This is a genomic window from Allorhizobium sp. NPDC080224 (assembly GCF_050281005.1).
Lineage (GTDB): Bacteria > Pseudomonadota > Alphaproteobacteria > Rhizobiales > Rhizobiaceae > Allorhizobium.
The window spans coordinates 2924551-2936859 of sequence record NZ_JBNNWJ010000001.1 but is presented as its reverse complement, the minus strand read 5'-3'; the positions used below and the strand labels follow the sequence as shown (position 1 = coordinate 2936859).

Below are 12309 nucleotides of genomic sequence, written 5' to 3'. Positions count from 1 at the left end.
GGCTGGGAACTGCGATGACAGTAAGAGGTAAAAATATTTGACCTCTTGTATTGGTCAAAAATGCTCGCCCGAGCGGAACGGTCCGACGCGGATGCCGGCGGCGATCAGATAGGCGGTCGACCAGCCGATGAGAAGGAAGCCGTTGATGCCTTCGAGTGCGGCCAGCATGCGCCATTCCGGATGCGGCACCACATCGCCGAAGCCGACGGTGGAGAAGGTCGTGGTGGAGAAATAGAGGGCGGTCTCGAAATCGTCGACCACCCCGATCAGGCTGTATGCGGCGGCCCAGAGCCAGACCTCGGCTGTGAGAACCGCAAAGACGCCGATGATGACCGTGTTCATGGCGAGCATATGACTTCTGTGGCCATGCAAGCGGATGCGGTCCGTGACCCAGGCCATGACATGGGTGACAGCCATCAGGCCGAAGGTGTGAATGACCACCGTCAGCGAAATCATCAGGGTGCCGAGGGCGAGGTTGGTCAATAACATGGATTCCAACCCTCCCTCGGGGCTACTTCAGAGGCCAAACTGAGGCTTCGAAGCCTTGCCTGCCACATAGGTCTCGACCACCGAGCGGTCGTCACCGAGTGTCTGCAGTAGGAAGAGCTCTTCGGAGAGCGACGTCACCGTCTCCATACGGAGGCGCATGGCAGGCGTCGCTGCGGCATTCATCACGACGATATCGGCATCCGAGCCTTCGTCCAGCGTGCCGATGCGATCCGCGAGGTCGAGTGCCACGGCATTGCCGAGTGTCATGTGGTAGAAGCTTTCGAGTGGGTTCAAGCGCTCACCGAGCAGCTGCTGGATCTTGTAGGCCTCATCCATGGTCTTCAGCATGGAATAGCTGGAGCCGCCGCCGATATCGGTGGCGACTGCGACGGTGACGGGCTTTTCCCGCCGCTGGATTGCCTTCAGCGGAAAGAGGCCGGAGCCGAGGAAGAGGTTGGAGGTCGGGCAATGGACCGCGACCGCGCCGCTTTCGGCCATGGCATCCGCCTCGCGCTCCGAGAGGTGGATCGCATGACCATACAGGGCCTTCTTCCTCAGCAAGCCGTAGCGGGCATAGATGTCGGTATAATCGGTGGCGTTAGGATAGAGCTCGCAGGTGTAGCGGATCTCGTCGTGGTTCTCGGACAGATGCGTCTGGATATGCAGATCGGGGAATTCCTCCGCCAGCTTCTGCGTCATCGCCATCTGCTCTGGCGTCGAGGTGATGGCGAAGCGCGGGGTGATGGCAACGTGGTTGCGGCCCTTGCCATGCCATTGCTCGATGACCGCACGGGTCTCGTCGTAGCCCAGCTGCGGTGTATCGAGCAAGCCCTGCGGGGCGTTGCGGTCCATCATCACCTTGCCGCCGATCATCAGCGTGCCGCGCTTCAGGCTTTCGGCGAAGAAGGCGTCGGCGGAGGCCTTGTGCACGGAGCAATAGGCGACCGCCGTTGTCGTGCCCTGGCGCAGGAATTCGTCGAAAAATTGCGTGGCGATGCGTTCTGCATGTGCCGTTTCGACGAAGCGGCATTCCTCGGGGAAGGTGTAGGTATCAAGCCATTCCAGAAGGTTCGCCGCGTAGGAGGCGATCACCTGCATCTGCGGGAAGTGCACATGGCAATCGATCAGCCCGGGCAGAATCAGGTGCGGGCGGTGGTCGATTTCTGCCGCTTCCGCGCCGGCCTTCGCCTTGACGTCGGCATAAGTGCCGACGGCTGCAATCTTGCCATCGCGGACGAGCAGCGCGCCGTCTTCCTCGTAGTGATAGCTTTCGCTGTCGGCGGCATGTTGCGGGGCGCGGCGGAAGGACAAAAGGCGTCCGCGGATCAGGGTCTCAGGTGTCATCATTTGCCTTGAACCGTCGTCTCATACCAGGCGACGAGCAGCTTGCGCTCTTCGCTCGAGAGATCGGTGATGTTTCCGGGCGGCATGGCATGGCTGCGGCCGGCCTGGAGATAGATTTCACGGGCATGGGCGGCGATCTCGCCGTCCGTTTCAAGCTTCACGTTCTTCGGTGCCCGCGCAATGCCTTCCCAGACGGGCTCGGCTGCGTGGCACATCGAACAGCGGCCCTGTACGACATCGCGCACGGCTTCGAAATGGCCGTTTGCAACAAAGGTCTGTTCACGCATGGAAAGGCGCGCCTGTTCCTCCTCGCCGGTCAGCACCTTCGGCACGGTCGACAGCCACATGATGACGATGAAGATGAGCACCGTCACCAGCCAGGTCCAGGTCGGCTTGCCCTTGCGGGCATGGGTGGTGTTGAACCAGTGGCGGATGGTGACGCCCATCAGGAAGACGAGTGCTGCAATGATCCAGTTGAACTCGGTCGCAAAGGCCAGCGGATAATGGTTCGACAGCATGAAGAAGATGACGGGCAGCGTCAGGTAGTTGTTGTGCAGCGAGCGCTGCTTGGCGATCACGCCGTATTTCGGGTCGGGCGTGCGGCCAGCGATCAGGTCGGCGACGACGATCTTCTGGTTCGGGATAATGATGAAAAAGACATTGGCCGACATGATGGTGGCGGTAAACGCGCCTAGATGCAGGAAGGCGGCGCGGCCGGTGAAGATCTGCGTATAGCCCCAGGCCATGGCAATCAGCACGAGATAGAGGAAGACCATCAGGCCCCAGGTGTTCTTGCCGAGCGGCGACTTGCACAGGAGATCATAGAGGATCCAGCCGACGGCCAGCGACCCGACGGACAGGGCAATGGCCTGCCATGGTTCGATATCGAGGACCGTGCGGTCGATGAGGAAGAGATCGGCGCCGCCGTAATAGACGACAGCCAGAAGCGCAAAGCCCGAGAGCCAGGTGGCGTAGCTTTCCCATTTGAACCAGGTGAGGTGCTCCGGCATTGAGGCGGGGGCAACCAGATATTTCTGGATATGGTAGAAGCCGCCGCCATGCACCTGCCATTCCTCGCCATAGGCGCCGACGGGAAGCCCCGGACGCTTCACGAGGCCGAGATCCAGCGCGATGAAATAGAAGGACGAGCCGATCCAGGCGATCGCGGTGATCACATGCAGCCAGCGGACGGCGAAGGACAGCCATTCCCAGGCGATTGCGTATTCATACATTCGGAGTTCCCCTTGTCATCCTCCCGGCCGGACAGTGTGGAAAATATTGCGCTGCAAGGGAAGCCCTCGTGAACACGCTGAGGGCTCTGAAGCGCGATTTATGCAGAGATTCTTTTCTTGCCGAGAAGCCGGTGAAATCAGTGGGCTTTTTCCGCTTCAAGCGTGGCCATGAGCCATGTCTCGAAGGCCTTGATCTTGGGCTGGTTGCCACGAGTTTGCGGGTAAACGAGCCAGTAGGTGTTTTCGTCGGTCCAGCTGATGTCGAAAGGCCGAATCAGGCGGCCGGATAACAGGTCATCTTGAACATAGAAGGGGCTCAGCATTGCCACACCATGGCCGGCAAGGGCGGCACCTGCTTCGAGATCAAGGACGCCGAGAGCATCGAGCCGTCGCGCGGATTTTGCTGGCGCTTCTAGGCCGGCGAGCTGAAACCAGTAGCGCCACCGAAGGTCATCGTGGCTGATCCATGGCAGTTTCAGAAGATCTGCCGGCTCGTTTACCCCGCCTATGGTATCTGCAAGCTTGGGGCTGAGGATGGGCGTGTAGTCAAGCCGGATCAGTTCGCGACAGGTGAGGCCAGGCCAGGGACCCTGGCCGACCCTGATGGCGACATCGGCCGTCTGACGATTGAAATCCGTGAGGATCGATCCACGCAGAAGGCGCACGGCAATGTTGGGATGCTGCAATTGAAAGGCCCCAAGCGTGCGGGCCAGCCACTGAGACGCAAATGTGGGCGAGGAGTGGATTTCCAAGATCTCGTCGTCGCCGCGTGCTGCACCCGCCATCGCTTCCTGGAGCAAGGCGAAGGCGTCGGACACCTTTGGCAGGAGACGTTCGCCTGTGGTGGTCATTTCTATCCGGCGTGGCAAACGTAGAAAAAGCCTTTCTCCCAAATGCTCCTCCAGGAGCTTGATCTGATAGCTCACGGCTGTCTGGGTCATGCCGAGCTCATCGCCGGCTTTGGTGAAGCTCGACAGTCGCGCCACCGCCTCGAAGACGCGGAGGGCATTCAACGGGAATTGGCGCGACAGCTTCATGGATAAGGCCTCTTTATGCATCGTCAGCGTAATTGAATTGGATCTGGCGGGCAACCGGCTGCATGATCGTCGCATCAGACACAAACGAATTCATGCATGTGGAGGCAGAGATGATGTCCGCGGTCGGACGGTTCATGCCCGGATCAGAGGGCATCCAACATTGGCTGCGAGAGGTCTTCTCGCTACAGAAACGGCGTCGGCGGTTCTCGGTGGACGAGTTGCCCGAAGACCTCAGACGGGACGTGGGGCTGGAGGCAGAAAGTGATTTGCAGCGGGGAATGGAGGCGTCTCAGAGACGGTTGCTCGACCGCATGCGGCTTGGGTCGATGTGAGGAGAAGACCAATCAATAGAGCAGGTTGGGACGTGTTTCTGCCGATGTGAATCCGCTTGTTCGGATATCGCTTCAGGGGAGCAGCACACCCAGCAATTCGGCCGCGACCATGGCGGCAATCACCGCCGGGCGCTTGTCCCTCACCGTGCTGCCGCCGATCGGCAGCGTCAGGCCGTTGATGGAATCTCGCCCCACGCCCTCCCGCTCGAGAAAGGAGGCGAAGGTAGCGCGCTTGGTCTTCGAGCCGATCATGCCGACATAGGCGAGGTCGGTCCGGGCGAGCGCTTCCTTGCCTATCAGAAAATCCAATGCGTGATCGTGGGTGAGGATGACGGCGGCACCGCCGGGTTTCAACTTCGCGATCTCTGCCTCGGGCATGGCGACGCGGCGGAAGGTGATGCCTTCGGGCGGTTCGCCATCGATTTCCGGCCGCGAGTCGATGAGCGTGACGTTCAGCGGGAGAGGGGCGAGTGCCTGGGCTAGCGCGAGGCCGACATGGCCGGCGCCGAAGACCATGACCTCGGGGAAATGTGACCGCTCCTCGGCGAGGCGTTGCAAGAGTATCTGGTTGCCGTCCCTGTCGAGCCGGGTGAACTTCAGAAGTGTCCGTCCACCGCAGCACTGACCGATCTCCGGGCCGAGCGGCACGTCAAGGGTTGCAGCAAGCGTCTCGCCGCTGAGCAGCCTGCGCGCATGGCCGATCGCCAGGAATTCCAGATACCCGCCGCCGATCGTGCCCCACAGCGCGGTTTCCGCGACCAGCATGATCGTGCCGTTGTCGCGCGGCGTCGATCCCTTGGTCTCGGCGACCTCGACGAGGACGGTGTTTTGATGGGCGGCGAGGAATACGCGGAGGGTGGTGAGGCTCATGATGCGGCGATCCTAGCATTTTCGGCGGGGAACTGGACAGCGTGGCTTTTGGTTTATCCGACCATGGTTTCTCTGCGCCCGTAACATGCCGACCATGTTATGGTTTCGCATCGACGACATGGGAGTTCGAATGACCAGGACGCAGGGAACGATCATCTGGCTTCTCGTTGCCTGCTTTGCGGTGGCGCTCTTTCTCGTCAATCCGCTGGCAGACATTGCTGCCCGATTCAGCCGCGACGTCATGATTGGCAGCGGCGCGCTTTATGGGACCTTGCGCGTGGCGAATTCGGTGATGAGTGTGGCGCGCGATGCCGATATCACCGGCGGCGTTGGCGTCGCATCGGTGACCGCAAGCCCGGGGCAATTGCTGCAGCCTGTCATCAACACGATCGAGCGCCTGGTCGACTTTCTCTTCGGCCTTGCGATCGTCTCCGGCATCCTGTCGCTCGTTCTGGTGCCGGTCGCGAAGGTCGCGTCGATCGCTCTGGGAGCTTGCGCGCTGTTTTGCGCCGGGCTCACCCTTACCGCGCGTCGGGTGCCACCCATCCTTAACCGGTTGGCCAGGGCCGTTCTCGTCCTTTGCGTGCTCGGGGCGGTCCTCCTGCCTGCATCCTATACGATCGCCTTTTATGCGGGTGATGCGATCACCGACCGAGCCTGGACCAATGCGACGGAAGTTCTGGATCGCATGAGCGGCCAGCACGATTTGGTCGGGATCGAGGGGGAGGCAGCGCCAGCGCTTCCGACGCTGTCTCCGACCGACCGGATTCCACCTGCGGAGGAGGGGATGTTCGACCGCCTCGGTTCGGCCTTTACCGGGACATTGCAGGCGGCCTCCGACATGGCCGCCACCGCCGCTGCGAATGCGCAGGTGATTCAGGATGGCGTCGCGATCTCGGCCGACCTCTTCTCCGCATCGATCGGCATCGCCACGGCCTATCTGGTTAAGCTGCTGGTTCTACCGGTGCTGATCCTCGCGGCCTTTCTCTATCTGTTGCGGGCAGCAACACGCCAGAGCTAGGCCCGCTTCAACCTCTCCACCGCCATCAGCACGCGCTCCGGCGTCGCCGGCGCATCAAGCCTTGGGCAAACACGGTAATCGGCAACCGAAGCCACCGCCATGGACAGCGCCTCCAACACCGAGATCGCCAGCATGAACGGCGGCTCGCCAACGGCCTTGGAGCGGCCGATGGTGGGCTCGGCGTTCTCAGACCAGGGCACGAGCCGGGTGTTGAAGATCTTTGGCCGGTCGGACGCGAGCGGGATCTTGTAGGTCGAGGGGGCGTGGGTCCTCAAGCGTCCCTTGCCATCCCACCACAACTCTTCCGTCGTCAGCCAGCCCATGCCCTGGACGAAGCCGCCTTCGATCTGGCCGATGTCGATGACCGGGTTCAGCGACTTTCCGACATCGTGGAGAATGTCGGTGCGCTCCATCAGATATTCGCCCGTCAGCGTATCGATTGAGACTTCCGTGCAGGCGGCGCCATAGGCGTAGTAGTAGAAGGGCGTGCCGCGACCGGCAGCCCGGTCCCAGTGGATCTTCGGTGTCTTGTAGAAGCCGGCGGCAGACAACTGGACGCGGCCGAAATAGGCCTGTTTGACGAAGTCGCCGAAGGAGAAGATCTCACCGCCGACGCGGACCTGGTTGGGCAAGAATTCGACCTCCGAGGCCGGGACCGCATACTTCTCGGCTGCGAACGCGATCAGCCGTTCCTTGATCTGCCGGGCGGCGTCCCATGCTGCCATGCCGTTCAGATCCGAGCCGGAAGAGGCGGCGGTGGCCGAGGTGTTCGGCACCTTGGCCGTGGTCGTTGCGGTAATCTTCACCGTGTCGACATCGACCTGGAAGCAATCGGCAACGACCTGGGCGACCTTGGTGTAGAGGCCCTGGCCCATTTCGGTGCCGCCATGGTTCAGATGGATCGAGCCGTCCTGATAGATATGGACGAGCGCGCCCGCCTGGTTGAAGGCGGTCATGGTGAAGGAGATGCCGAATTTCACCGGTGTGAGCGCGATGCCCTTCTTGATGACGGGGCTGGTCCGGTTGAACTCCAGGATCGCCTGGCGGCGGGCCTGGTAGTCGCAGGAGGTTTCCAGCTCCTCCACGACCTTGAGGATGATGTTGTCTTCCACCTGCTGGTGGTAGGGGGTCACGTCTCGGCCGGAGCCCTTCTCGCCGTAGAAATTGGCCTTGCGGACCTCGAGCGGGTCCTTGCCCAACGCATAAGCGATCTCCTCGATCACCCGCTCTGCCCCAAGCATGCCCTGCGGCCCGCCGAAGCCGCGATAGGCGGTGTTGGAGACGGTGTGGGTCTTCAAGGGCTGCGAGGTCAGCTTCACATGCGGATAGAAATAGCTTGAGTCTGCATGGAAGAGGGCGCGGTCGGTGACCGGGCCGGAGAGGTCGGAGGAATAGCCGCAGCGGGCGGCGAAATTGGCTTCGATCGCATGGATCCTTCCGCTATCGTCGAAGGAGACGTCGAAATCCATCTTGAAGTCGTGGCGCTTGCCGGTGACGCCCATGTCCTCGTCGCGGTCGGGGCGGAATTTGACGGCGCGCTTCAGCTTCTTGGCGGCGAGTGCGGCGAGTGCCGCGAACTGGTTGCCTTGCGTCTCCTTGCCGCCGAAGCCGCCGCCCATGCGCCGCGTGTTGACGGTGATGGCGTTGGAGGGGATGTCGAGCACATGACCGACGATGTGCTGGATCTCCGACGGATGCTGTGTCGAGGACCATACGGTGACATCGTCGTCCTCGCCGGGGATGGCAAGAGCGATATGGCTTTCGAGATAAAAGTGTTCCTGGCCGCCGATGCGCATCGAACCCTGGATGCGGTGTTTGGCCTTGTCGAGTTCGGTCTCCGGTGTGCCGCGCTTCAGGGTCATGCCCGGCGTGACGAGCGGACTGCCATTTCCCAACGCGCCGTCGATATCGGTCCAGAAGGGCAGGTCGCGGTACTCGACCTTGGCGAGACGGGCGGCCTTTCGGGCTGCGTCGCGGGTTTCGGCAATGACGGCGAAGATAGTCTGGCCGTGGAATTCGATTTTGTCGGTCGCGATCAGCGGCTCGTCGTGGCGGCCGCCAGAGGAGACGTCGTTGACGCCGGTGATGTCGTCGACCGTCAGCACGCAGACGACGCCGGGATAGGCCTTCACCGCCGAAAGATCGATCGACAGGATCTCCGCATGGGCGCGGTCCGCCATGCCAAGCGCGCCATGCAGGAGGCCTGCGGGTTCTGGAATATCGTCAATATATTCGGCACTTCCGGCGACATGCTTGTGCGCTGAATCATGCCGGAGCGACTGGTGCATCGGCCCCTTGATGTACTTCGTCGTCTCGTAGGTCGCCTTATCCATGATCACGCCTCCTCCACCGCAAAGCGCTGCAGTTCCTGCGGCGTGCCGGACACTTCCAGGAAAAACCGCGTCAGCAGGTTCTTCGCCGTCAGCTGGCGATATTCCGCCGTGGCGCGCCAGTCGGTGAGCGGCTTGTAGTCGAGATCGAAGGCGTCGCGGGCAGCTTCCACGGTCGCCTGGGTGAAGGGCTTGCCGTAAAGGGCTGCCTCGACGGCGCGGGCGCGTTTCGGGGTTGCCGCCATGCCGCCGAAGGCGATGCGGATATGGGTGACCGTGCCATCGGCATCGCTCTCCAGATGGAAGGCGCCGCAGAGCGCCGAGATGTCCTCGTCGCGGCGTTTGGTGATCTTGTAGATCGCGACGTGACTCGAAGCTTTCGGGCGGGGCACAAACATGCTTTGGACGAATTCGCCCGGCTGGCGGTCCTGCTTGCCGTAGTCGATGAAGAAATCTTCGAGCGGCATGGTGCGGGTGCCTGAGGCTGCGCGCAGGGTGACAGTGGCGGAGAGCGCGATCAGGGCCGGCGGGCTATCGCCGATCGGCGAGCCGTTGGCGATATTGCCGCCGATCGTGCCCATGTTGCGCACCTGCTGGCCGCCGATGCGTTCAATCAGACGACCGAAGGCGGGGATTTCGCGGCGCAGCGCTTCGAAGGCGCTGGTATAGCTGACACCGGCGCCGAGCGTGATGCCCTCTGGCGTGACGGTGATCTTCCGCAGGTCTTCCAGATGATTGATGAAGACGACAGGGTCGAGCACGCGCATCTGCTTGGTGACCCAAAGACCGACATCGGTGGCGCCGGCGACAACGGTCGCCTTGGGATGGGTAGCCAGCGTTTCGGCCAGCCCTTCGACGCTGCCGGGCACGACGAGGCGCCGGCCATCGGGGCCTGTAATCGCGATCGCCTCGCGGGTCGAGATCTCTTCCAGCCGCGCGATGATGTTGGCCCGTTCGCGTTCCAGCGGGTCGAAGAGGGAAGACGGGCGGATGCGGGCGACCTGTTCGGCAGCCTTAACGATCGGCTCATAACCCGTGCAGCGACAGAGATTGCCCTGAAGCGCGCGCTCGATCTCGGCACGGCTGGGGTTTTCCGAGGTCAGCCAAAGCCCGTAAAGCGACATGACGAAGCCCGGGGTGCAGAAACCGCATTGCGAGCCGTGACAGTCGACCAAGGCCTGCTGCACGGGATGCAGCGTCCCGTCCTTGGCTGCGAGGTGTTCGACCGTGACAACGTGCGTGGCGTTCAATGAGCCGACAAAGCGAATGCAGGCATTGACCGTCTCATACTGTAGCCGTCCTGCGACGAGCCGCCCGACCAACACCGTGCAGGCGCCGCAGTCGCCCTCGGCGCAGCCTTCCTTGGAGCCCGTCAGCCGGCGCTTCAGGCGCAGGAAATCGAGAAGCGTCTCGGTCGGATCGAGGCTTGCAAGGGCGATGTCCTCGCCATTCAGGATGAAACGAATGCTGTCTGCCATTTATGTCTTTTGTCCCCCTGGAGACGTCCATTTTGCGGACGCCGGCGCTGCGCCGACCACGTGACCAATGGTGGGCGGCGCAGCGTTATCTTTCAAGTCTATTGTGCGGTCCAGCCACCATCGATGGAGATCGAGGTGCCGGTGATCTGGCGGGCAGATTCGCTCGCGAGGAAGATCGCGGTCTGAGCGACCTCGTCAATCGATACGAATTCCTTGGTTGCCTGCAGGCGCAGCATCACCTCGGTCTTCACCTGTTCTTCGGTGATGCCGCGGGCCTTGGCTGTGTCCGGGATCTGTTTTTCCACAAGCGGGGTCAGCACGTAGCCCGGGCAGATCGCATTGATGGTGATGCCGAACTCGGCGACTTCGAGCGCGACCGACTTCGTCAGGCCGAGAATGCCGTGCTTTGCTGCCACATAAGCGGACTTGTAGGGCGAGGCGACGAGGCCGTGGGCCGAGGCGATGTTGATGATGCGGCCTTTTTTCTTCGCCTTCATGCCGGGGACGACTGCGCGCACCGTGTGGAAGGAACTGGTCAGGTTGATCGCGATGATCTGGTCCCATTTCTCGATCGGGAAATCCTCGACCGGCGCGACATGCTGAATACCGGCATTGTTGACGAGCACATCGACGCCACCAAAGGTTTTCTCGGCGGTGGCGATAAGGTCGGCGATCTCGGCCGGCTTGGTCATGTCGCCGCCATGGTAGAGCGCCTTGCCGCCATGCGCTTCCAGAGACATGCGCGCCTTCTCGATCTCGGCGGCATCGCCGAAGCCGTTGATGACGACATTGGCCCCTTCAGCGGCAAAGGCACGGGCGATTCCAAGGCCGATTCCACTTGTGGAACCGGTAATGACAACAGTTCTTCTCATGTGAATGCTTCCTTCTCGACGGATGCCGATGGATCACGGGCGTGATGTTGCGCCCGCGAAGGGAAAGGTTAGTCCTAAAGGAAGTTCCAGTGCAACGGCGTTTTGCCGCAGCCGACAACGCCCCTCGCTATAGAGCAAGTCCGGGGAGACACACTGTTCGATCGCGGGCCCTTTTGTCTGCAGCCGCAAATCTCTATGTCTGAGCCAACACACGCAATCAGGAGTCTTCCCATGGAACTCGGACTTTACACCTTTGCCGATGTCGACCCAAATGCCGCTAACAAAGGGGCCGATGCCAAGCGCCGTGTCGACGAGCTGCTGGCGGAAATCCGTCTGGCGGACGAGGTCGGTCTCGATGTCTTTGGCTTGGGCGAACATCACCGCCCTGACTATATGGCATCCTCGCCGGCCACGATCCTCGCGGCTGCTGCGGTGCAGACAAAGAACATCCGGCTGACCAGCGCCGTCTCAGTTCTGTCCTCGGACGATCCGGTGCGCGTCTTCCAGCAATATGCGACGGTCGACCTGCTCTCCAATGGCCGCACCGAGATGATGGTCGGTCGCGGGTCCTTCATCGAGAGCTTCCCGCTCTTCGGCTATGACCTCGAAGACTACGACCTGCTGTTTGCCGAAAAGCTGCAGCTGTTGATGGAGATCCGCGAGAACGAGGTGGTCAGCTGGGAAGGCCAGACCCGCAAGCCTATCCAGGGCAGGGGCGTCTACCCGCGTCCGCTGCAGGATCTGCTTCCGCTGTGGATCGCGATCGGTGGTACACCGCAGTCGGCAGCGCGCGCCGGTTATCTCGGCCTGCCTCTGGCGCTTGCCATCATTGGCGGCGAGCCGCATCGCTTTGCGCCCTTCTTCGATCTTTATCGGCAGAGTGCCGCCAAGGCGGGTGTCGATCCCGCAACGCTTAAGACCAGCATCAACGTGCATGGCTTCATCCACGACACGACCGAATCGGCGGCCGATATCTTCTACGCGCCGCAGGCCGTGGTGATGGACCGGATCGGTCGCGAACGCGGCTGGGGTCCGACGAACCGGGCGCAGTTCGATGCCTCGCGCGGGCCTCGCGGTGCGCTTTTCGTCGGCGACCCGGAAGCTGTCGCCGAGAAGATCGTCGCCATGCACGACATCTTCAAGAACGACCGCTTCCTGATGCAGATGGCGATCGGCCCGATGCCGCACAAAGAACTGATGCGCGGGATCGAACTCTTCGGAACAAAAGTCGCGCCCCTGGTTCGGAAGGCGTTGACGCAGAAGGCATCCGCCGCCTAAGGCAGCGGTTGCCCCACCTGATAGCC

The 12309-nt window shown here is 61.9% G+C and carries 10 protein-coding genes; 2 read left to right on the top strand and 8 right to left on the bottom strand.

Features of this window, described 5'->3' with window-relative positions:
- Positions 1-54: 54 nt before the first annotated feature.
- From ACQKP1_RS14470 to xdhC, 5 genes are all read right to left on the bottom strand, one after another.
- A complete protein-coding gene (locus ACQKP1_RS14470; protein ID WP_427275785.1) occupies positions 55-489 on the bottom strand; it encodes a potassium channel family protein in 435 nt (144 codons plus the stop codon).
- Positions 490-516: 27 nt separating this feature from the next.
- Positions 517-1833 carry a guanine deaminase gene (guaD, locus tag ACQKP1_RS14465; RefSeq protein WP_427276459.1) on the bottom strand — a complete coding sequence of 439 codons (1317 nt, stop codon included), beginning with the start codon at positions 1831-1833 and terminating at the stop codon, positions 517-519.
- Complete coding sequence (gene puuD, locus ACQKP1_RS14460) at positions 1833-3065, bottom strand: urate hydroxylase PuuD (RefSeq protein ID WP_427275784.1); 1233 nt, start codon at positions 3063-3065, stop codon at positions 1833-1835. The genes guaD and puuD overlap by 1 nt, the downstream gene beginning before the upstream one ends.
- 137 nt (positions 3066-3202) lie before the next feature.
- Complete coding sequence (locus ACQKP1_RS14455; RefSeq protein ID WP_427275783.1) at positions 3203-4102, bottom strand: LysR substrate-binding domain-containing protein; 900 nt, start codon at positions 4100-4102, stop codon at positions 3203-3205.
- A gap of 404 nt (positions 4103-4506) precedes the next feature.
- Positions 4507-5304, bottom strand: coding sequence for a xanthine dehydrogenase accessory protein XdhC (gene xdhC / locus ACQKP1_RS14450; RefSeq protein ID WP_427275782.1), 798 nt, complete (start codon positions 5302-5304; stop codon positions 4507-4509).
- A gap of 130 nt (positions 5305-5434) precedes the next feature.
- Here xdhC and ACQKP1_RS14445 point away from each other — a divergent pair, with 130 nt between their 5' ends.
- The gene (locus tag ACQKP1_RS14445; RefSeq protein WP_427275781.1) at positions 5435-6325 is read left to right on the top strand and encodes a hypothetical protein; all 891 of its coding nucleotides are present in this window, start codon (positions 5435-5437) and stop codon (positions 6323-6325) included.
- Here ACQKP1_RS14445 and xdhB read toward each other — a convergent pair.
- The 3 genes from xdhB to ACQKP1_RS14430 all read right to left on the bottom strand — a co-directional run bounded on the left by xdhB (position 6322) and on the right by ACQKP1_RS14430 (position 11005).
- A complete protein-coding gene (gene xdhB / locus ACQKP1_RS14440; RefSeq protein WP_427275780.1) occupies positions 6322-8658 on the bottom strand; it encodes a xanthine dehydrogenase molybdopterin binding subunit in 2337 nt (778 codons plus the stop codon). The two genes, ACQKP1_RS14445 and xdhB, sit on opposite strands and share 4 nt — an antisense overlap.
- 2 nt (positions 8659-8660) lie before the next feature.
- Complete coding sequence (xdhA, locus tag ACQKP1_RS14435) at positions 8661-10133, bottom strand: xanthine dehydrogenase small subunit (protein WP_427275779.1); 1473 nt, start codon at positions 10131-10133, stop codon at positions 8661-8663.
- Between the two features lie 98 nt (positions 10134-10231).
- Positions 10232-11005, bottom strand: coding sequence for a 3-hydroxybutyrate dehydrogenase (locus ACQKP1_RS14430; protein WP_427275778.1), 774 nt, complete (start codon positions 11003-11005; stop codon positions 10232-10234).
- A gap of 231 nt (positions 11006-11236) precedes the next feature.
- Here ACQKP1_RS14430 and ACQKP1_RS14425 point away from each other — a divergent pair, with 231 nt between their 5' ends.
- Positions 11237-12283, top strand: coding sequence for an LLM class flavin-dependent oxidoreductase (locus tag ACQKP1_RS14425; RefSeq protein ID WP_427275777.1), 1047 nt, complete (start codon positions 11237-11239; stop codon positions 12281-12283).
- Positions 12284-12309 lie beyond the last annotated feature (26 nt).